Below are 21,216 nucleotides of genomic sequence, written 5' to 3' on the forward strand. Positions count from 1 at the left end.
TGGGTGCGCCACGCGCCGTCGGGGTTTCCCGGCCCCGCCGTGGGTGGCGGGTGGCACAGTGGGACGCGTGAGCACGCCCGACCTCCGCCCCGCCGACCCCTCGACCGCCGGAGCGTCGGCCCCGCCGTCCGACCTCCCGCCCCTGCGCACCGTCGGGTGGGTGAACGTCCGCGACGGACGCCTGCTCGCGGTGCGGACGACCGGGAAGGACCGCTTCTTCATGCCGGGCGGCAAGGTCGAGCCCGGCGAGACGGACAGCGAGGCGCTGGTGCGCGAGATCCACGAGGAGCTCGGCGTGCGCCTGGACCCGGGGACGGTCCGGCCCGCGTTCGTCGCCGAGGCCCCGGGGCACGGGCTGGGCGGGCGCGTCGTGCGGATGCACTGCCTGTACGCCGAGCCGCTGCCCGGGTCTCCCGAGCCGGCGCCGAACGCCGAGATCGCCGAGCTCGCGTGGCTCACGCCGGCCGACGCGGACCGCGTCCCGCCCGCCGGCCGCATCGTCCTCGAACGCCTCGCGGACGTCCTCTCGGCCTGACCGCGCGCCCCCAGGCAGGCCGCTCGGACGCGGCATGGGGACCTCGCCCCATGGGCACCCCGAGACGCGGGGGCGCCCGTCCACGTACGCTCCGGAAGCACGATCCGCCGCGACAGAGGGACGACCATGGGGTTCTACGGTGCCGACATCGGCGAGCTGCGCAGGCTCGCGCAGAGCCTGACGACGGCGTCGGAGTCGCTCGAGACGACGCGCGCCGGCCTCCAGTCCACGGTGAGCGGAGCCCGCTGGGCCGGTCCGGACGGCGACGAGCTGCGCGGCCGCTGGACCTCCGAGCTCGGCCCCGCGCTCGCCGCGGCCGCGGTGACGCTGCGCGACGCTGCCGACAAGGTGCGCACGAACGCCGACCAGCAGGAGAGCGCCAGCTCCGACGGCACGGGCGGGGGTGCCGGCGGGGCTGGCGGGTCGGGCGGGTCCGGGTCGGGGTCCGGCGGCTCGGGCTCCGGAGGGTCGGGCGACGGCGGCCCGGGCGAGAGCGGCGACGGCCCCGGCGGCCCGACGGTCTCGGTGAAGGGCAGCCAGAGCGGCGGCTCCGACAACGGCGGCCTCGGGAGCCCCGCGACGGAGGGCACGGACTCGAAGGTCGGCTTCGGCGTCTCCCACGACCCGGACAGCGGCGAGACGACGTACTCCGGCAGCGGGTCGCTCGCCGACTGGTTCAAGACGACCGACGGCTCCAAGGTCTCGTTCGGCGTCAACGGCGGCGCCGAGTACACGGTCGGGGAGAAGTCGGAGGACGGCTTCACCACCTACACGTCGAAGTCGGACGTCTCGATCGGCGTCGAGGGCGGCGTCTCGAAGGGCGGCACGGGCGTCAGCGGCGGGTACACGACCGGCGTCACGTCCGAGTACACCCTGAAGATGCCCGACGGCACCGACGTCGACCCCGGGTCCGTCAACCCGTTCGACCCGCGGAGCATGCCGGTCGGCTCGTCCGTGACGATGGACGGCGGGAGCTACTCCAAGACCGAGCTCGACGCCGCGTTCCGGCACATCGCGCTGGAGTCGTCCGTCAAGGACTCCGAGGGCGTGAGCAGCCTCATCGAGCGCACGGGCGACGACACCGTCCGCGTCACCGCGGGCCCGACGGAGGCGATCGCGAACCATGCGGGCCTCGGCCTCGACTTCGACGCGGTCAAGGTCATGCTCGGCAACACGACGTCGCTCGACGGCGCGTCCCTGCGCAGCGCCGAGTTCGACCTGTCCACGCCCGAGGGCCAGGCCGCCTACGACACCTACCTCGTCACCGGCGAGATCCCCGGCGACCCGTCGACCGGGATCTCCGGCACGACGACCATCGAGCGCGTCAACTACGACTCGACGTCGACCGTCGGCTTCGACACGCCCGTCGGCGGGGCCGAGTGGCAGCTCGGCCAGAACACGGGCTCGCTCGTCGCGACGACCTACCCCGACGGCAGCACCGAGCAGCTCATGACCGCGACGTACGGCGACCGGGGCGACTTCCGCCTGTCGCAGTCGTTCGACGCGTCCGGCACGGAGGACCTGTCGGCGCGCACGTACTCGTTCGACGTCACGGCCGACGACATGTCGTCGCAGTACTTCAACACGCGCGACTTCTCCGGCTTCTCGCCGTCCGGCGAGGTGTCGCCCGGCCAGCAGGTGACGATGACGCTCACCGAGTCGCAGATGAACCGCCTCGCCGACAGCGTGCGGACCGCCGTCGAGAACGACGCCCTCGGCATGCAGACGCGGGCGATCGTCACCGACTACGACATGAAGCCGCTCTCGGACCCGTACCAGCTCGCCACGAGCCTCGCCCGGGCGGCCGACTCCGACCTGGACCTCGTCATGATGATCAGCGAGATCAACGCCGCGGGCGACGGCTCGGTCACGGACCGGTCCGCCGCCCGGTTCCCCGGCACGGTGACGCTGGGGAACTGACGCCGCGCCCCCGGAGGGGCGCGGCGCGGAGATCGGCTCAGCGGGGCTTCTGCGCCGAGAGGTACGCGGTGGAGACGAAGCCCGTCCTGCCCCCGGCGGTCACCTTGAGCCACCCCTTCGAGGCGGTGCCCACGTGCGTCACCACGGTGCCGCGCCCGAGCCGCGCGACGACCTTGGACGAGGTCGACGCCGACGCCCGCAGGTTGAGGCTCGAGGCGGTGACGTACGACGTCCCGGCCTGGGGCGTCGCCGGGGCAGGGGTCGGCGTCGCGGGCGCCGACGGGGCGCCCGTCGAGGTGTACTGGGCGGAAACCCAGCCGGTCCGGCCGTTCGCGGTGACCTTGAGCCAGCCGCCCGACGTGGTCGCGACGGAGAGCGTCGTGCCCTTCGGGAGCCGTGCGACCACGGCCGAGGCCGTCGTCGCCGACGCCCGGAGGTTGAGCGACGCGGCCGTGACGTACCGGGTCGCCTGCTGAGGTGCCGACGGCTGGGGCGCCGGGGGCTGGGATGCGGGCGGCTGGGGTGCCGGGGGTGTGCCGATCGGCGCGGGCCTGGTCGGCCCGATGCTCGCCGCAGGGACCCAGCCCGTCGCCTGCCCCGACGTGACCCGGCGCCACGAACCGCTCTCGTCCCCGGGGGCGCCGACGACGGTCGCCCCGTGCGGGATCCGGGCGACGACGGCGGAGCCGGTGGCCGCCCCGGCCCGGAGGTCGACGACGGCGTTCGTGTAGTAGGTGCACGACGTCGCGGTCGACCTGGCGGCCACCCGTGTCGCGTCGCGCCCGAGGTCGACGCCCTGGCCCGTGAGGTAGGCGAGCGGGTCGGTGTGCGACGCGCCCGATCCGTAGGTGCCGTTCCAGACCTCGAGGTGCAGGTGGGGGGACGTGGACAAGCCGCTGGACCCGACGTCGGCGATGCGCTGCCCGGCCTTGACCGTCTGCCCGGCCTTGACGTACTTGTCGCCGTCGATGACGTGCCCGTACACGCTCGAGACCGTCCTCCCGCCGATGGTGTGCCGCAGGACGACCCACTGCCCGAACCCGGTGACGCTGCCCGCGCGCAGGACGGTGCCGTCGGCGATGGCGTTGATCCGGGTGCCGGAGGCCGCGCCGAGGTCCTGCCCGAGGTGCCACGCCGACGCACCGGCGACGGGCATGCAGCGCGGGCCGTAGTAGGAGGAGACCGAGTAGGTGCGCGCGCCCAGCGGCGCCACGACGGCGCCCGCCGCGCTCGCGCTCGGAGCGACGAGCAGACCGCCGAGCCCCGTGGCGAGCGCCGTCGCCATCGCCACGCCCGCCACGCCCGACCAGCGCCTCGCGTTCCGAACCATCTGCTGCCCCCTGAAGAGATCCGACATGCCCGGCGTGTCGGGTTGACACGCCTCAGGAACGCTAAGTCCCGTCCGCGCGGACCGCCAGATGGACGACCGTCCAACAGCGCCCGAGGCTCGACGACGCGGGGCGTACCGTCGTGCCATGACCGACGGGACGGGACACGCGGACGACCTCCTCGCCGCGACGCTGCCCGTGCTGGGCCTCGCGCTCGCGTCGGTCGCGGCCGTGCGCGACGCCGCGGCGCGGGCGGGCGGGTTCGACCCCGGACCGGCCCCGGACCCCGAGCGCGTCGCGGCGGCGTTCGCGAGCGACCGGCTGCTGCGGGTCGACGGCGCTCCGGTGGACGGGTTCGCGCCGCTGTCCGGCTTCTTCCGCGCGGCGGACGGCTGGGTTCGCACGCACGCGAACTACCCGCACCACCGCGCGCGGCTGCTTGCGCTCCTCGACCTGCCCGCCACGGTCGCGGACCACCCGTCCCGGGACGACGTCGCGACGGCGCTCGCCGCGCGGTCCGCCCAGGAGGTCGAGGACCTCGCGGCCTCGGTCGGCGCGATCGCCGTGCGCGTGCGCTCCGCGGACGAGTGGCGCGCGTCCGCGCCGGGCCGGGCCGCGGCGTCAGGCCCTCCCGTGCGGACCGCGGTGCGCGACGACGCCGCTCCCCCGCGCCCGCTCGCCGTCGGGCCCCGGCCGCTCGTCGGCCTCCGCGTCCTGGACCTGACCCGGGTCATCGCCGGGCCCGTCGCGACCCGGACGCTCGCCCTGCTCGGCGCGGACGTCCTGCGCGTCGACCCGCCGGGGCTGCCCGAGATCGAGGTCCAGCACCTCGACACGGGGCAGGGCAAGCGCTCCGCGCTGCTCGACCTCGCGACCCCCGACGGCCGGGCCCGGGCCCAGGAGCTGCTCGACGCGGCCGACGTCCTCGTGACGGGCTACCGCCCGGGTGCGGTCGAGGCGTTCGGCCTGCGCCTGCCGGGCGGCGCGGTGCACGCGCGCGTCAGCGCGTGGGGCGACGACGGCCCGTGGGCCCCGCGCCGCGGCTTCGACTCGATCGTGCAGGCGGCCAGCGGGATCGCGCTCGTGGAGGGCACGCGGGACGGGACCGTGGGCGGCGCCTCGACCGCCGCGCCCGGCGCCCTGCCCGCCCAGGCGCTCGACCACGCGACGGGCTACCTCCTGGCCGCGGCCGTCGTGGACGCCCTCGCCGACCGCGCGGCCGACGGCCGCGGGCGCGACGTCGACGGCGCGCTCGCCCGCACCGCGCACGCGCTGCTCGCCGCGCCCGGGCGCGACCCCGCGCACGGGCCGCCGCGGACGCCGGGGGCGCGGTGCGTCGTCGGGCACAGGGTGCGCCTCGACGGCCGGGACGTCGAGGCGACGACGACCCGGCCCGCGCTCGACCGCCTCGCGGGCGAGCCCGTCGACGACTACCCCGCGCCGGCCCGGCCGTGGGGCGCGGACGCGCCGCGGTGGGCGAACCCGCCCGGCGCGCGCGGAGCCGACGGCTGAGCCGCTCGCCGGGCGTCAGGCGTGGTCGAGGCGGCGGAGGATCGCGCCCTCGCGCAGCGCCCACGGGCAGATCTCGACCTCGTCCACGCCGAGCGCGCGCATCGTCTCGACCGCGACCACCCCGCCCGCGACGATCTGGAACGTGCGCTCCGGCGTGATGCCCGGGAGCGCGGTGCGGCCCTCGGCCGTGATGCGCGCGAGCCGCGGCACCCAGTCCGCGAGCTGCGCGCGGCGCATCCGCCACCGGTCGTCAGGACCGACCGCCTCGGTCTGCATGCCCGCGAGCCGGGCGAGCGAGCGGAACGTCTTGGACGTCGCGACGACGTGGTCCGGGCGCGGGAGCCGGGCGAACCGCGCGACCGCGGGCGCGAGCGTCGTGCGCACGTGCTCGCGCAGCGCCTCGACGTGCTCGGGCGCGGGCGGGTCGTCGGGCAGGAAGGCCATGGTCATGCGCCCCGCGCCGAGCGGGAGGGACACGGCGAGGTCGGGCTCCTCGTCGACGCCCGACGCGATCTCGAGCGACCCGCCGCCGATGTCGAGGACGAGCAGCCGGCCCGCGGCCCAGCCGTGCCAGCGGCGCGCGGCGAGGAACGTCAGGCGCGACTCGTCCTCGCCGGAGAGCACGTGGACCGGCTGCCCGACGCGCTCGCCGATCGCGGCGAGCACCTCGGGCCCGTTGGTCGCGTCCCGCAGCGCCGACGTCGCCATGGGCAGCATCTCGTCGACGGCCGACTCGCGCGCGAGCGCCATCGCGTCGTCGACGGCGGCCAGCATCGCCGCGACCCCTTCCGGGGACAGCGACCCGTCGGGCCGGAGGTAGCGCATGATGCGCACGACCGTGCGCGCCCCCGCGGCCTGCACGGGACGCGCCGCGTACGCGGCGTCGACGACGGCGAGGTGCACGGTGTTCGAGCCGATGTCGAGGACGCCGAGGCGCGTAGTGGTGCTCACGCGGCGAGCCTAGCGGCGCGGCGAGGGCCGCCGTCGGGCGTCCTGCCCGACGACGGCCCTCGTCCGGTGCGCGGCGCGCACCCGCGGTGACGCGGCGGTCAGCCGCAGGCCAGCGCGTCGTACGCCGCGTCGACCGTCGTGGTCGTGCCGTCCGCGGCGACGACCGTGACGGTCGCCGTCCCGGCCTCGACGGACGTCGCGCGCGTCGTGAACGACTGGTAGGCGCTCCTGCCCGGCTGCACGTGCCGGACCGTCCGCTCGCCGAACGGCGTCGTGAGGGTCACGTCCACCGGCGCGTCGGCCGTGCTGGTCGCGCGGACCGCGACGAACGCCCGACCGCCGAGGCAGCGCGCGCTCGCCTCGACCTCGACCGGCGCGGGCGGGGCGACGGCGGAGACCGACGGGATGCGGTCGGCCGCCGCGGTGCCCCACGTCAGTCCGGCGCTCGTGTCGGACAGGTCGAAGTCGAGCGTGCCGCCGTCCTGCAGCGCCGCGACGTCGAGCCACGCGGCGGTGTGCGCGACGCCGTCGACCTCCAGGCCGGCGACGTAGCTCGGGAGCTTCTCGTTCGCGCCCGCCGCGTCGATGCGCAGCGTCGCCCCGGCGTCGGTCGTGAGCGTCGCGGCCTGCACCTTCGGCGCGTTGAGCGCGAGGATCCCCGAGCCCGGCATGACGGGCTCGAACCCGAGCGACGCCATGACGTACCAGGCGGCGAGCGTGCCGAGGTCGTCGTTCCCGACGCCGCCGCCCGGGGTGTCCGGGAAGCGGTTGAGGTTCGCGGCGAGGACGTCGTTCGTCTTCCACGGCTGGCCCACGTAGCCGTAGAGCCACGCGTTCATGATCGTCGGCTCGTTGCCCGGGTTGTAGCGGATGGTCGTGTAGTACGAGCTGCCGCCCTTGGCCCACGTGCTCGGCGAGACGCCGGGGTTCGCGGCGAGCGCCGGCTGGTCGAAGTAGTAGTCGAGACGCTCGACGAAGCCGCCCTCGCCGCCCATGACCTCCTGGAGGCCCGTGACGTCCTGCGGCACCATCCACTGGTACTGCCACGGCACGCCCTCGTGGAAGCCGGAGCGCGTGACGTCCGTCAGCTCGGGCAGGGTGACGAAATCGCCCGTCGGGCGCTTCGCGTTGACCATGCCCTGGAAGCCGCCCGAGAGCTGGACGTCCGGGTTCCAGAGGTTGCGCCAGTTGCGACCCTTGTCGAGGAACGCCTGGCTGCCCTCGCGGCCCGTGCGCTCGGCCGCGGCGCCGAGGCTCGCGTCGGCGAGCGCGAGCTCGAGCGTCGCCGAGCCGCCGTGGCGGTACTCCTCGAACTGGCCGCCGAGGCCGCCCTCGTTCTCGGGGTAGAACGGCACGTGGCCGTGCTCGGCGTAGAACTCGGTGCTGCGCCGCCCGACGGACGCGACGTCGTCCGGCGGGGTCGTCGTGGCGTTCTCCACGAGGTAGTCCCACAGCTCGTCGGCGATGTCGTCGGGGACGGTGCCGAGCGCGAAGTTCTCCGCGAGCCACGGCGTCACGGGGTCGCCCGCCATGATGTTGGTCTCCAGCGCGCCGAGCGACCAGCGCGGCAGCCAGCCGCCCTCGACGCGGTGCTGGTACATCGAGCGCACGATGTCCTGCGCGCGCTCGGGCAGCAGGAGGGCGTGCAGCGTCGCCTGCGTGCGGTACGTGTCCCAGAGCGAGAAGTTCTGGTAGTAGTCCCAGCCGTCGGCCTGGTGGACCTCGAGGTCCATGCCGCGGTACCGGCCGTCGACGTCGCTGCCGATCGTCGGGGACAGCAGGGTCTTGTAGAGCTGGGTGTAGAAGATCCGGCGCTGGTCGGGCGACGCGTCGATCGCGGCACGGCCCAGCTCGGCGTTCCACGCGTCGCGGGCCTCCTCGCGCACGGTGTCGAACGCGACCTGCCCGCCCTCGTCGGTGGCCTCGGCCTCGCGGTTGGCGCGCGCGCCGTCGACGCTCACGAACGACACGCCCACGCTCACCTCGACGTCGCGGTCGGTCGTGGTGTCGAACACCGCGACGGCGCCGTTGTTGCCGCCCGCGACCTCGCTCGTCGTGGAGCCCGCGACGTAGCGCGCGTCGGTGCCCCACGTGCCGCTCGACGCGACCGGGCGGTCGAACGTCGCGCTGAAGAAGTACCGCTGCTTGTCCGGCGTGCCGCCGCAGAAGCCGCCGTTGTCGACCCAGCCCTCGAGCGTGCGGTCGTCGACCCACGTCACCGAGCTCGCGCCCGCGTCGCGCAGGGTCTGGCCCACGTTGAACGACAGGTGCGACGTCGTCGACGCGGGGAACGTGTAGCGGTGCGCGCCGACGCGCGTGGTCGCGGTGAGCTCGGCGCGCACGTCGTTCGCGAGCGTCACCTCGTAGAACCCGGCCGACGCGCGCTCGGTGCTCTTCTGGTCCTTGATCGCGATGAAGGAGCGCGACGTGCGCGGGGTGGTGCTCGTGTCCGGCGTGACGAGCAGCTCGCCCGCCGCGGGGCAGCCCGCGCTGTTCACGTGCCGGTGGCTGAAGCCCCACACGCGCCCGGCGTTCGTGCTGTACGACGTCGAGGCGTAGGAGTTGGTGTTGTCCGGGCTGAGCTGGACCATGCCGAACGGCACGGTCGCGCCCGGGTAGGCGTTGCCCTCGCTCTCGGTGCCGACGAACGGGTTGACCTCGAGCGTGAGGTCGTCGCTCGCGGCGGCTGTGACGGTGCCCTCGTCGGCGGGGGCGGCGCCCGCGGCGGCGGGCAGCAGCGTGCCCGGCGCGACGGCGAGCGCGAGCCCTGCGGCGAGCAGGGCGAGTCGTGGTCGTCTCATGCCATGTCCTCTTCGACGTGCGACCGGGCGTCGTCGCCCGGGGCGCCCCGGGGCCGTCGGTCAGGTGCCGCCCGGGCCGCTCGTGGCGGGGCGACGGTGCTCCTGGTCGACGACGGGCGTCCGTCGGCCACCCTCTCCCGGCTATGACTGCGCTGTCAATCGCGTGCCTGAGGCAGCGGGTCCGTCCAGCGGACAGTGCTCAGCGTGCGGCGGCGGCCTCGTGGACGAGCGCCTGGGCGTCCGCGACGACCGCACGCTCCTCGGCCTGCGCCGCGGCGACGGCCTCCGCGCGGGCCGCGACGATCGCGCGGTGCAGGTCGGCGTGCACGCGGCGCCGCACGCCGCGCGCGATCTCGTCGGCCTCGTCCGGCTCCACCGGGTCGCCGTCCGCCTCGCGCAGCGCGACGACGTCGGCCACCTCGAGCGCGACGCGCCGCTCGGCGTCGGCCAGCAGGGCGACGACCGCGGTGTCCGCCGCCCGGCCGAGGCGCGTCTCCTCGAACGCCCGCGTGGCCTCGTCGACGATCGCGCGGGCCTGGGTCACGAGCTCGGACGCGATCGACGGCGAGTGCGCCGCGAGCGTCGCGAGGTCGTACAGGAGCACGCCCTCGACGTCGGCCACCCGCGGGTCGACGTCGCGGTGCAGCGCGAGGTCGAGCACGACCGTGGGGCGCGCGACGGGCTCCTCGCCCGCCCGCACCGCGGCCCGCTCGCGCGCCCGCACCACGGCGGCGGCGTCGAGCACGTGCTCGATCGCCTGCTCGCGCCGCTCGGGGCCCGGGCGCGCGGCGTCCGCCGCGAGCGCCCGACCGCGCGCGCCGCTGCACGACACCACGAGGTCCGCGTCCTCGAGCGCCGCGACGAGGTCCGTCACGGCCTCCACGCCGCGCGCGGCGGCGAACTCCTCGGCGCGGCCGGACTGCGAGTAGACCCGCACGTCGTCGCACCCGAGCGCCCGCAGCGCGGCGAGGCTCGCGCCCGCGTACGACCCGGTGCCGATGAGGACGGCGCGGACCTGCGGCCACGGCGGCAGCTCGGCCGCGGCGAGGTCGAGCCCGAGCGCGACGACGGAGCGACCGGCCCCGCCGAGCGTCGTCTGCGTGCTGACCTTCTTGGAGGTGCGCGACGCCGTCTGGAAGAGGAGCTCGAGCGTCGAGGACGTGACGCCGTCGGCGTGCGCGGTCTCCAGCGCCCGCTTCACCTGGCCGGCGATCTCGCGCTCTCCCACGACCATCGAGTCCAGGCCCGACGCGACGGCGAACAGGTGCTCGGCGACCTCGGTCCCGGCGCGCGTGCGGAACGACGCGAGCGCCTCGGCCACCTCCACGCCCGACGCGTCGGCGACCATGCGCGCGACGTGCTCGGTCGCGTGCTGCACGCCGGTGCCGTCGAGGGGGGCGTCCACGTCGAGGTACAGCTCGAACCGGTTGCACGTCGCGAGGACGACCGCACCGGTGATGACGTCGCACGCCGCGACCGCGGAGCCGCCGATCGAGTGGGCCCCGGTGGAGAGTCGTTCCAGGGCGTCGAGGTCCAGCTCGTGGTGGCTGGCCGTGAGGGAGAGAAGAGCCACAGTGCCTCCGATTTAATCATTCCCCCGGGAGAGAGGCAGAATCGGTAGCTGTGATTCCTGTCGCCCTTTCCCCGGGCCATCCCCTGACCGACGGCCGCACGGACCGTTCCCCGCTCGTGCAGGCCCTGCGCGCGGGCACGACCGGAAAGCGCCCGGAAATCACACCCGTGTGGTTCATGCGCCAGGCCGGCCGCTCGCTGCCGGAGTACCGCGCCGCGCGCGAGGGCGTGAGCATGCTCGACTCGTGCCTGCGCCCCGACCTCGCGTCCGAGATCACGCTCCAGCCGGTGCGCCGGCACCGCGTGGACGCGGGCATCTTCTTCTCGGACATCGTGGTCCCGCTGCGGCTCGCGGGCGTCGAGGTGGAGATCGCGCCGGGCGTCGGCCCCGTCATGGGCCAGGCGTACCGCACGCCCGACGACGTCGCCCGGCTCGTGGAGAGCGAGCTCACCGAGGACGCGCTCGCCCCTATCCGCGAGGCCGTCGCGCTGACGGTCGACGCGCTCGGCACGACGCCCCTCATCGGGTTCGCCGGGGCGCCGTTCACCCTCGCCGCCTACCTCGTGGAGGGCCGGCCGTCGCGCGACCACCTCGCGGCGCGCGCCCTGCTGCGCGGCGACCCGGAGACGTGGCAGCGCCTCGTCGACTGGGCGGCCGACATCACCGGCACGTTCCTGCGCACGCAGGTCGAGGCGGGCGCGAGCGCGGCGCAGCTCTTCGACTCGTGGGCCGGCTCGCTCTCGCTCGCGGACTACGCGGCCGGCGCCGCCCCGGCGAGCACGCGCGCGCTCACCCACGTCGCGGACCTCGGCGTGCCCGTCGTCCACTTCGGCACGGGCACGGGCCACCTGCTCCCCGCGATGCGCGACGCCGTCACCGCGGCCGGGGTGCAGGACGTCGCCGTGGGCGTCGACTACCGCACGCCGCTCGACGACGCCGCCCGGCTCCTCGCCGAGGGCCACGCCCCCGTGCCGGTGCAGGGCAACATCGACCCCGCGCTGCTCGCCGCGCCGTGGGACGTGCTCGAGGCGCACGTCCGGGAGGTCGTGCGCCGCGGCCGCACGGCCCCGGGGCACGTGGTCAACCTCGGCCACGGCGTCCCGCCGGACACCGACCCCGACGTGCTGACGCGCGTCGTCGCGCTCGTCCACGCGCTCGCGGACGACGCTCCCGGCAGCGCCGCCGACACCGCCACCGAGGAGGCGACCCGACGGTGAGCACCGAGCCGACGACGCCCCGTCCGCCCGCACCCCCCGCACCGGAGGGGGTCGAGACCGCGGACGCGGTCGTCGTCGGCGCGGGCGTCGCCGGGCTCACCGCCGCGCGGACGCTGCGCGCGCAGGGGCTGCGCGTCGTCGTGCTGGACGCCGCCGAGGTGCCCGGCGGGCCCGTCCGCGGCGGGGACCTGCCCGGCCTCGACGGCGTGCGCGTCGACCTCGGGGCCGAGTCGTTCGCAGCCCGGGGCACCGCCGTCGGCGACCTCGTGCGCGAGCTGGGGCTCGACGTCGTCGAGCCGTCGGGCGCGGGCGCGTGGGGCTACGCCGCCGGGCACGCCTACCCCCTGCCGCGCGCGGGCGTCCTCGGCATCCCCGCGGACCCGTGGTCGCGCGACGTGCGCCGCGCCGTCGGCCTCGGCGGGTCGCTGCGCGCGAGCCTCGACCGGGTGCTGCCCCGCCGGTTCACCGATCTGCGGACGCTCGAGACGTTCGCGCGGTCCCGCATGGGGGCGCGCGTGACCGAGCGGCTCGTCGCGCCGGTCGCCTCCGGCGTGCACTCCGCCCCGCTCGACCGGCTGGACGTCGCGGCGGTCGCGCCCGGGCTGCGCGAGGCGTTCGAGCGCGAGGGGTCGCTCGCGCGCGCCGTCGCGTCGATGCGCGCCCTCGCCCCCGCCGGGTCGGCCGTGCGCGGCATCGACGGCGGGATGCACCGGCTCGTCGAGGGGCTCGCCGCGGGGACCGACGTCCGGCTGCGCCACGAGGTCACGGGGATCTCGCGCGCCGCGGCCCCGGACGGCGGCCCCGGGACCTGGCTCGTGCGCGCCGAGACCCCGAGCGGCTCGGTCGACCTCGCCGCGCCGCGCCTCGTCGTGACGACCCCGGCGCTCGTCGACGCGCTCGGCCCGCTCGTCGGGACGGCGGCCGACCTCCTGCCGGACCCGGAGCCCGGCGCGGACGTGCGGCTCGTGACGCTCCTGCTGCGCGCGCCCGAGCTCGACGACGCCCCGCGCGGGACCGGCCTGCTCGTCGCCCCGCCGCACCGCGACGCCGGGCGTGCGGCGCCGCCGTCGGACGTCGAGGCCAAGGCGCTCACGCACTCGACCGCCAAGTGGCCCTGGCTGCGCGACCGCGTCCGCGCCGCCGCCGGGCCGGGGCACCACGTGGTGCGCCTCAGCTACGGGCGCATCGGCGCGACGACGGCGCCGGACCTCGACCGCGTCATCCTGGACGCGTCGCGCCTCTTCGGCGTCGACCTGCACGGGCGCGTCCTCGGCCACGTCGTCACGCGGTGGAACGGCGCGCTGCCCCCGCCCACGCCCGCGTTCCGGCGCGAGGTCGCGGCGTTCGTCGCGCGCGTGGACGCCGTGCCCGGGCTGGCCGTGACCGGCGGCTGGATCGCCGGGACGGGGCTCGCGTCGATCGTCGGCCACGCGCAGGAATGTGCCCGCGGCCTCGCGGCGGCGGGGTGAGGGAATCCTCACCGGATTGCACGCCGGAATAGTCCCGAGAATTCCGCGTGAAATGACCTGACACATTGTCCGCAACTTCCTGACCGGGCGTCAGGACCACGTCACTCCCCGCATCATTCCCGCGCCGTGACGTGCACATTTTCGTGGAATGCCGAAGTGGGGAGAGACTGGTTCCGTGAGTCCTGCAGGTACGACGCCCCTCCGCGTGGGCACGCGCGGCAGCGCCCTCGCGACGACCCAGACCGGCCACGTCGCCCGCCGCCTCGAAGAGCTGACCGGCCGCGACGTCGAGATCGTGCGCATCCGCACCGACGGCGACGTGCTCACCGGCTCGCTCGCCCAGATGGGCGGCACGGGCGTCTTCGTGACCGCGCTCCGCGAGGCGCTGCTCGACGGCCGGTGCGACGTCGCGGTGCACTCCCTCAAGGACCTCCCGACCGAGCCCGCACCGGGGCTCACCGTCGTCACGCCCGAGCGCGAGAACCCGCGCGACGTCCTGTGCGCGCGCGGCGGCCTGACCATCACGACGCTCCGGCGCGGCGCGCGCGTCGGCACCGGGTCGCCGCGGCGCGCCGCGCAGCTCCGGTCCGTCCGGCCCGACCTCGACGTCGTCGACATCCGCGGCAACGTCGACACGCGCCTCGCTCGGGCGCTCGGCGAGGAGGCGGACCTCGACGCCGTCGTGCTCGCGTACGCGGGGCTCGCCCGCCTCGGCCGGCTCGAGGCCGTGTCCGAGGTGATCGACACCGCGATCATGGCGCCCGCCGCCGGGCAGGGCGCGCTCGCCGTCGAGGTGCGCACGTCGGCGCTCGACGACCCGGTCCTCGCCCGCGCCCTGCACGACCTCGACCACGAGCCCACGCGCCTCGCCGTGCTCGCCGAGCGCGCGCTCCTCGGCCGGCTCGAGGCCGGGTGCGCGGCCCCCGTCGGCGCGCACGCCGTCGTGGAGGACGGCGACGTGGCGCTGACGGCCGTCGTCGCGCGGGTCGACGGCGCCGAGCAGCTCACGCACTCCGCGCGCGCCGCGCTCCCCCCGAGCGCCGGATCGCTCGCCGCGGCCGCGACCGCCCGGGACGACGTCGCGCGCGGGCTGGGTGCCCGCGTCGCCGACGCGCTCCTCGCCGACGGCGCCGCGCGCCTCGCGCCGCTGCGCGAGACCGGGGCGGGCACCCCTGTCCTCGACGCCCCGGCCGCGGAGGCCCCGGCGACCGACCGCGCCGTGGAGGCTGCCCGCGAGCAGCTCCGCGACGGCGGCTACCGCGGCGCGGCGGAATGAGCCCCGGACCGCTGCGCGACCCGTCGCGGGGGCCCGCGCCCGTGGTGCCCCCGCTCCCGGCGCGTGGCACGGCGGGCGCGGTGGACCCTGGTGCCCCGGTGGACGCTGGGTACCCCGTGGACGCCGTGGGGCCGGTGGACGACCTGGACGCGGCCCGCCGGGCCGACGCGCTCGCCGGTCGGACCGTCCTGGTCCCGCGTGCGCCCGAGCGCGCCGCGGGCCTCGCGGCGACGCTCCGCGGCGCGGGCGCCCACGTCCTCGTCAGCCCGGCGATCGAGCGCGCGCCCGTCGAGGACACCGCGCCCGTCGACGGTGCCCTCGCCCGCCTGGTCCACGGCGACTTCGCGTGGGTCGTCGTGACGAGCGTCAACGCGATCGACGAGCTCCTCGCGAGCGCCGCCCGCCAGGGCGTCGACCTCGGCGACGCCGCGCGCCGGGCCCGCTGGGCCGCCGTCGGGCCCGCGACGCGCCGCGCCCTGGAGGCGGTCGGCGTCACCGTCGAGCTCGAGCCCGACGAGAACTCCGCCCACGGCCTCGTCGCCGCGTTCGCCGCCCTCCCCCCGTCGGACCAGGCCTCTACCCCGGCGGACCGCGGCTCTACCTCGGGGAACCAGGGCTCTACCTCGGGGGACCAGGGCTCTACCTCGCGAGGTAGAGGTGTGGTCCTGCTGCCGCAGGGGGACCTCGCGGCGCCGACGATGCACGACGGCCTGCACGACCTCGGGTACGTCCCGCACGTCGTCACCGTCTACCGCACCGTCACGCACACGCTCGCGCCGGACGTCGTCGCGGCGTGGCGCGCGGGCGCGGTGGACGCCGTCGTGCTCACCTCGGGGAGCGTCGCGCGCGAGGTCGCGCGGCAGCTCGGCCCGCGCGACGACGTCGTGGGCGTCGCGATCGGCGACCCGACCGCCCGGGCCGCGCGCGACGTCGGGCTGCGGCTCGATGCCGTCGCGGAGCGCCCGACCGACGCCGCGCTGGCCGCCGCGCTCGTCGGCGCGATCGCCGCCACCCGCACCACCGCCGGCTCCGCCGCCCTGCCCGACGACCCGGCCGCTCCCCCGGCCGCCGGCACGACCGGCGTCGACCCGACTCCCGAAGGAGACCCCTCGTGACCCACCAGCTCCCCGTCGGGCACCACCGGCCGCGCCGCCTGCGCACGAGCCCGCGCGTGCGACGGCTCGTCCGCGAGACGCGCGTGCACGCGTCCGACCTCGTGCTCCCCCTGTTCGTCAAGGAGGGCCTCGACGCCCCGCGCCCCATCTCGTCGATGCCGGGCGTCGTGCAGCACACCGAGGCGACGCTCGCGGACGCCGTGCGCGACGCCGCGCGCGCCGGGGTCGGCGGCGTCATGCTCTTCGGCATCCCGGCCGAGCGCGACGCGACCGGCACCCAGGCGGACGCCGAGGACGGCATCCTGCAGCGCGGCATCCGGGTCGCGGTCGAGGCGGCGCGTGAGCACGCGGGCGGCGGGCCGGTCGTCATGGCGGACACGTGCCTCGACGAGTTCACCGACCACGGGCACTGCGGCGTGCTGGCCGAGGGCCGGGACGGGGGCGTCGTCGTCGACAACGACGCGACGCTCGACCGCTACGCCTCGATGGCCGTCGCGCAGGCGCGGGCGGGCGCGGACGTCGTCGCGCCGTCGGGCATGATGGACGGCCAGGTCGCCGTGATCCGCGAGGCGCTCGACGCCGCCGGGTTCGACGACGTCGGCATCCTCGCGTACTCCGCGAAGTACGCGAGCGCGTTCTACGGGCCGTTCCGGGAGGCCGTGGACTCGGCGCTCCAGGGCGACCGCCGCACTTACCAGATGGACGCGGGCAACGCCCGGGAGGGCCTGCGCGAGGCCGACCTCGACCTCGCCGAGGGTGCGGACATGGTCATGGTGAAGCCCGCCGGGTCGTACCTCGACGTGCTCGCGGCGGTCGCGGAGATGTCGGCGGTGCCCGTCGCGGCGTACCAGGTGTCGGGCGAGTACGCGATGATCGAGGCGGCCGCGGCGAACGGCTGGATCGACCGGCGCGCCGCCGTCACGGAGTCGGTGCTCGGCATCAAGCGCGCCGGCGCGGACGTGATCCTCACCTACTGGGCGACGGAGCTCGCGGGCTGGCTGGACGAGAACGACGGAAGGACGCGGGCATGACGGACACGGGCGGTTTCGGGACGGCGGAGGCCGTGCAGGCGCAGGACGCGGCGCTGTTCGGCGCGCCGGGCGCGGGCGGGGCGGACAACCACGCCGCGTTCGTGCGCGCGCAGGGCGTGCTCCCGGGCGGCGTGAGCTCGCCCGTGCGCGCCTACGGGTCCGTAGGCGGCGACCCGCGGTTCCTCGCCTCGGCGCGCGGTCCGTACGTGACCGACGTCGCGGGCCGCGAGTACGTCGACCTCGTGTGCTCGTGGGGCCCGGCGCTGCTCGGGCACGCGCACCCCGACGTCGTCGCCGCGGTCCAGGAGGCGGCGGCCCGCGGGCTGTCGTTCGGCGCGCCGACGCTCGGCGAGGTCGAGCTCGGGGAGGAGATCCGCCGCCGGGTGCCCGCCGCGGAGCGCGTGCGCCTCGTGTCCACGGGCACGGAGGCCACGATGACCGCGATCCGGCTCGCGCGCGGCGTGACCGGGCGCGACGTCGTCGTGAAGTTCGCCGGCTGCTACCACGGGCACGTGGACGCGCTGCTCGCCGAGGCGGGGTCCGGCGTCGCGACGCTCGCCCTGCCCGGCTCGGCCGGGGTCACCGAGGCGACGGCGGCCGAGACGCTCGTGCTCCCGTACAACGACCTCGCGGCGGTCGAGGCGGCGTTCGCGGAGCGCGGCTCCGAGATCGCGGCCGTCATCACCGAGGCGTCGCCCGCGAACATGGGCGTCGTCCCGCCCGCGGAGGGCTTCAACGAGGGCCTGCGCCGCATCACGGCGGCGCACGGCGCGCTGCTGATCCTCGACGAGGTGCTCACGGGCTTCCGCGTCGGGCCGAGCGGCTGGTGGGGCCTCGAGAACGCGGTGCTGCGCGGCCAGGGCGCGGACGGCTACACGCCCGACCTGTTCACCTTCGGCAAGGTCGTGGGCGGCGGGATGCCCGTCGCCGCGGTCGGCGGGCCGGCGAGCGTCATGGACCAGCTCGCGCCGCTCGGCCCCGTCTACCAGGCGGGCACGCTCTCGGGGAACCCCGTCGCGGTCGCGGCGGGTCTCGCGACGCTGCGGCTCGCCGACGAGACCGTGTACGCGCGCGTGGACGAGGTCGCGGGCGTGCTGTCGGCGGCGGTGAGCTCCGCGCTCGACGCCGCGGGCGTGCCGCACCGCGTGCAGCGCGCGGGCTCGCTCTTCTCCGTGATGTTCGGCGAGCTCGCCGCGACCGCGGGCGTGCGCGACTACGCGCAGGCCCAGGCGCAGGAGACGTTCCGGTACCGCGCGTTCTTCCACGCGATGCTCGACGCCGGGGTCAGCCTGCCGCCGTCGGTGTTCGAGGCGTGGTTCGTCTCGGCCGCCCACGACGACACCGCCGTCGCCCGCATCCTCGACGCGTTCCCCGCCGCCGCCCGCGCGGCCGCGGAGGCCCGCCCCGCCTGACGCGTCCGGCCGGAGCATCCCACCCGTCGAGCACGGGGTTGCTGTCGTTCTGGCGCTCAGAACGACAGCAACCCCGTGGTCGGCGGGGCGGTGGCGACGTCTGAGACGGCCTGTCGCCGCGTCAGAGGCGGGGATCGGCGCGACGCACCGCGTCGACGCGCGACGTCGTGTCGATCCACCACCCCAGCCGCGGCTCGACGAGCTCCGCGAGCGAGATGATCCCCTGGTACTCGCGAGGGATGTCCAGGCCGAGCAGCGGCTCGTGGTGCGCGATCCGGTTGCGCAGGTCGCTCACGGCCGTCAGCTGCGCGTGGAGCGCGGTCCGCTGCGCCGTGGGAAAGGCTCTCTTCAGCGCAGGCTGCCACAGCGTGCGGTTGTAGTTGTCGGCGAACAGGTACGGCCAGAAGCCGAACGTGATCTCCGCGATGACGTGACCGTGCGTGGGCACCCTGCCATTCCGGGACGCGAACTCCCGCGCCCTGGCGATCCTCGCCCTCGTCCCCCCGTTGAACGGCACGGTGGGCGGTGAGTCGAGCCAGTCCACCCCGGCTCCTGCACGCTGCGTCAGCGCGTCGTCGATCCGGTTGCGGACCGCGACCTCCAGGTAGTGGATCGCCTCGAACAGCGCCATCGAGATGTCCAGATTCCACCTGTACAGGTCGACCGCGGCCGGCACGTCGCCCCCGGACGCCTGCTCGTACGTGGACATCCGTGGTCGTGACAGCAGCCCGACCATCGTGCGTTGGACGGGCGGGTACATCGACATCCGTGGGCCCCCTGTTGAGCGACGTGCGTGCGAGTCGCTAGACTGTAGCCAACAGAGAGCCCCGGGAATCATGGCGACTCACTTCGGTGAGAGACCCCCCGGGGCCTTGTTGTCTCCCGGCACGGACAGTCGCTCGCGATACGGCCCTCCACCCCGCCTCCGCAGGACGAGAGTCTCTGCGATCGCGCCTGATCCGGTCGACGCGAGCGCGTCAGCAGGCCTGCCGACGGCGAGCCACCCGGCGCGCTCACCCGCGGGAAGCCGCCCGATCGCGACGACCGGCGCAGCGGTCGTGAGACACGCGGTCGCTCTTGCCGCCACGACGCCCGCTCGACCGGAGCGCGCCTGCCTCGTCGCGAGCCGGTCGGGTCAGTACGTGCCGGGGGTGGCCGCGCGTCCGGCCTGTCGGCCGAGCGAGCGGATCTGGATGCCGAACGCGATGAGCATGACGCCCCAGACGATCGCGAAGAGCGCGAGCAGCCACACGATCGACACCAGGCCGGCGTTGACGTTGAACAGCACGAGCAGACCGAAGACGATGCCGAGCAGGCCGGCGACGACGCCCCAGCCCCACCCGCTCCCGGGCACCTTGCGCAGGTCGAGGCTCGCGACCGTCTGGAACAGGCCGTAGACCACGGCCCAGAACCCGACGATCCAGGTGAGCACGATCGCGGTCTTGCCCGGCCACACGAGCAGCACGACGCCGACCGCGAGGCTCAGGACGCCCATCGTCACGAGCAACGCGGTGCCGCTGCCCGTGCCGCGGCGCCGGACGCCCTCGACGATCTCGACGATGCCGTCGACGACGGCGAAGATGCCGATCACCCAGATGACGACGGCCGCCGTCTTGTCCGGCCACGCGAGCGCGATGATGCCGAAGAGGATGGCGAGCACGCCGCGGATCACCGGCCAGTACCAGACCTGCTTCGCGGTGCGCGAGAAGGCGGTGAGGATCGGGTCCTGGATCGTCATGGTCACTCCCCTGCCGAGGTGACGGGCCGGCTCCCGACGGCCTGGGCCCGGGCGCCTCCCGCTTCGCCTCCATGGAACACCCGGCGGTGCCGCGTGTCGCGGCGAACCGCGCGTCTCGCCCGTCCGGGGTGACCCGGGCAGCGGGCCGGGTCGCGTCGCTCAGGCGCGCGCGGGGTGCGGCGCGAGGGCGGGCGAGGGCGCGCGGCGTCGTCGGCCTCGCCAGACGACGAGCGCCGCGAGCGCGAGCACGCCGGCGAACGCGAGGACGGGCCCGGCGAAGAACGGCCCGATCCGCTTCTCGGCGACCACGGCGTACGTCGGGGTGAAGGCGACGTCCGCGGCGGCGGGGGCGAAGGAGAAGTCGGAGACGATCTGCGTCGCCGGCGCGGTGAACACCTGCTCGTGGGCCGTGACGAAGCCGCCGCCGGCGAGCAGCGCGGCGAGCTCCTGCGACACGACGTCCGCCGGGTCGAGACGCCCGGCGAAGCGCACGGTCGGCTCCTGCGCCTCGGCGGTCGGGTCGACGCGGTCGACGCGGTGGTCGGCCAGCACGTACGTGCGCGTGCTCTGGGTGTCCTCCGCGACGGCGGACATGCGCATGGGGTAGACGAGCGAGCCGCTCGGGAACGTGACCCGGAGCGGCTGGAGCGTGCCGTCGAACGCGGCCGCCTCCTCGGGCGCGAGCCGGGCCGCGACGAACGACCAGCCCTCGCCGACGTAGGGGGCGAGGGCCGTCCGGATCGTCTCGGGGAGCTGGAACCCGCGCTCGGTGAGCCAGGCGTCGAGCGCGCCGGCGTCGCTCGCGCCGAGCGTCGTGACGTCGAGCGGCCCGAGGCGGACCTCCTCGAGCACCGTGACGCCCGCGCCCGCCACGGCGTCCGCCCCGCTCCCGAAGCCGAGCTCGGGCCACCACCGGGTGTCGGAGACGACGGCGCGCGGCTGGGTGAGCTCGTCGAGCTCGCGGAACACCTGCGGGTCGGCGAGCGCGACCTGCGCCGGTGCGGGCGTGGGCAGCAGCAGGCCGACCTCGGGCGCGTTCGACAGCGTGGAGAGCTCGACGAGCATCGTCTCGGTGGTCCCGTCCCACTGGAGGACCGCGGTCTCGTGGGAGACCGCCGTGTCGTACGCGGGCCCGTCGACGAGGCCGCCGCACGCGCACGCGCCCGCGGGCGGCGCCGCGACGACGCCCGTCCCCGCGAGCGCGACCGACACCACCGCCACGCGCAGCGCGCGTCGTGCTCCGGCTCCCGTGCCCATGCTTGGGAGGGTAGGTGCGCACCCGGGGCACCGCGCGGCGGGCGACGAATCGTGATCCCGTCGTGACGGCGTCGTGATCGG

At 76.0% G+C, this 21,216-nt stretch carries 16 protein-coding genes; 9 read left to right on the plus strand and 7 right to left on the minus strand.

What is annotated here, in order from left to right; all coding sequences use genetic code 11:
- The first annotated feature begins 67 nt into the window (after window positions 1-67).
- Window positions 68-535, plus strand: a complete 468-nt coding sequence (locus BXA05_RS03275) for an NUDIX hydrolase (protein WP_076403874.1) — start codon at window positions 68-70, stop codon at window positions 533-535.
- Window positions 536-661: 126 nt separating this feature from the next.
- The gene (locus tag BXA05_RS03280; RefSeq protein ID WP_076403876.1) at window positions 662-2,455 is read left to right on the plus strand and encodes a WXG100 family type VII secretion target; all 1,794 of its coding nucleotides are present in this window, start codon (window positions 662-664) and stop codon (window positions 2,453-2,455) included.
- A gap of 37 nt (window positions 2,456-2,492) precedes the next feature.
- Here BXA05_RS03280 and BXA05_RS03285 read toward each other — a convergent pair whose 3' ends face one another.
- On the minus strand, window positions 2,493-3,785 hold the full coding sequence (locus BXA05_RS03285; RefSeq protein WP_170963123.1) for an SH3 domain-containing M23 family metallopeptidase: 1,293 nt from the start codon (window positions 3,783-3,785) through the stop codon (window positions 2,493-2,495).
- A 145-nt stretch (window positions 3,786-3,930) separates the two neighbouring features.
- On the opposite strand from BXA05_RS03285, the gene BXA05_RS03290 reads away from it, so the two are divergent.
- Window positions 3,931-5,295: a CoA transferase gene (locus tag BXA05_RS03290; protein WP_076403880.1), complete on the plus strand. Its 1,365-nt coding sequence runs from the start codon at window positions 3,931-3,933 to the stop codon at window positions 5,293-5,295.
- A 15-nt stretch (window positions 5,296-5,310) separates the two neighbouring features.
- On the opposite strand, the gene BXA05_RS03295 is transcribed toward BXA05_RS03290, so the two are convergent.
- The 3 genes from BXA05_RS03295 to BXA05_RS03305 all read right to left on the minus strand — a co-directional run bounded on the left by BXA05_RS03295 (window position 5,311) and on the right by BXA05_RS03305 (window position 10,620).
- Window positions 5,311-6,246, minus strand: coding sequence for a Ppx/GppA phosphatase family protein (locus tag BXA05_RS03295; protein WP_076403882.1), 936 nt, complete (start codon window positions 6,244-6,246; stop codon window positions 5,311-5,313).
- 98 nt (window positions 6,247-6,344) lie between these two features.
- Window positions 6,345-9,047 (minus strand): GH92 family glycosyl hydrolase, encoded by a 2,703-nt coding sequence (locus tag BXA05_RS03300; protein WP_076403884.1) that lies wholly within the window; start codon window positions 9,045-9,047, stop codon window positions 6,345-6,347.
- A 199-nt stretch (window positions 9,048-9,246) separates the two neighbouring features.
- Window positions 9,247-10,620, minus strand: coding sequence for a glutamyl-tRNA reductase (locus tag BXA05_RS03305; protein WP_076403886.1), 1,374 nt, complete (start codon window positions 10,618-10,620; stop codon window positions 9,247-9,249).
- A 176-nt stretch (window positions 10,621-10,796) separates the two neighbouring features.
- Between BXA05_RS03305 and hemE the strand changes: the two genes are divergently transcribed.
- From hemE to hemL, 6 genes are all read left to right on the plus strand, one after another.
- On the plus strand, window positions 10,797-11,837 hold the full coding sequence (gene hemE / locus BXA05_RS03310) for a uroporphyrinogen decarboxylase (RefSeq protein ID WP_425291909.1): 1,041 nt from the start codon (window positions 10,797-10,799) through the stop codon (window positions 11,835-11,837).
- The gene (locus BXA05_RS03315) at window positions 11,834-13,306 is read left to right on the plus strand and encodes a protoporphyrinogen/coproporphyrinogen oxidase (RefSeq protein ID WP_076403890.1); all 1,473 of its coding nucleotides are present in this window, start codon (window positions 11,834-11,836) and stop codon (window positions 13,304-13,306) included. The genes hemE and BXA05_RS03315 overlap by 4 nt, the downstream gene beginning before the upstream one ends.
- 148 nt (window positions 13,307-13,454) lie before the next feature.
- The gene (gene hemC / locus BXA05_RS03320; RefSeq protein ID WP_083711322.1) at window positions 13,455-14,582 is read left to right on the plus strand and encodes a hydroxymethylbilane synthase; all 1,128 of its coding nucleotides are present in this window, start codon (window positions 13,455-13,457) and stop codon (window positions 14,580-14,582) included.
- Window positions 14,583-14,680: 98 nt separating this feature from the next.
- A complete protein-coding gene (locus BXA05_RS03325; protein WP_170963124.1) occupies window positions 14,681-15,697 on the plus strand; it encodes a uroporphyrinogen-III synthase in 1,017 nt (338 codons plus the stop codon).
- Complete coding sequence (gene hemB / locus BXA05_RS03330) at window positions 15,694-16,728, plus strand: porphobilinogen synthase (RefSeq protein ID WP_076403894.1); 1,035 nt, start codon at window positions 15,694-15,696, stop codon at window positions 16,726-16,728. The genes BXA05_RS03325 and hemB overlap by 4 nt, the downstream gene beginning before the upstream one ends.
- Complete coding sequence (hemL, locus tag BXA05_RS03335; protein ID WP_083711326.1) at window positions 16,725-18,140, plus strand: glutamate-1-semialdehyde 2,1-aminomutase; 1,416 nt, start codon at window positions 16,725-16,727, stop codon at window positions 18,138-18,140. Before hemB ends, hemL begins: the two co-directional genes overlap by 4 nt.
- 121 nt (window positions 18,141-18,261) lie before the next feature.
- Here the strand turns inward: hemL and BXA05_RS03340 are convergent, their stop codons facing one another.
- From BXA05_RS03340 to BXA05_RS03350, 3 genes are all read right to left on the minus strand, one after another.
- Window positions 18,262-18,849 carry an Abi family protein gene (locus tag BXA05_RS03340; protein WP_076403896.1) on the minus strand — a complete coding sequence of 196 codons (588 nt, stop codon included), beginning with the start codon at window positions 18,847-18,849 and terminating at the stop codon, window positions 18,262-18,264.
- A gap of 426 nt (window positions 18,850-19,275) precedes the next feature.
- Window positions 19,276-19,878: an HdeD family acid-resistance protein gene (locus BXA05_RS03345; RefSeq protein ID WP_061267059.1), complete on the minus strand. Its 603-nt coding sequence runs from the start codon at window positions 19,876-19,878 to the stop codon at window positions 19,276-19,278.
- Window positions 19,879-20,037: 159 nt separating this feature from the next.
- The gene (locus BXA05_RS03350) at window positions 20,038-21,135 is read right to left on the minus strand and encodes a DUF2330 domain-containing protein (protein ID WP_083711330.1); all 1,098 of its coding nucleotides are present in this window, start codon (window positions 21,133-21,135) and stop codon (window positions 20,038-20,040) included.
- Window positions 21,136-21,216: the final 81 nt, after the last annotated feature.

Origin of the sequence: Cellulosimicrobium funkei (genome assembly GCF_900155925.1) — a bacterium.
Classification (GTDB): Bacteria; Actinomycetota; Actinomycetes; order Actinomycetales; family Cellulomonadaceae; genus Cellulosimicrobium; species Cellulosimicrobium funkei.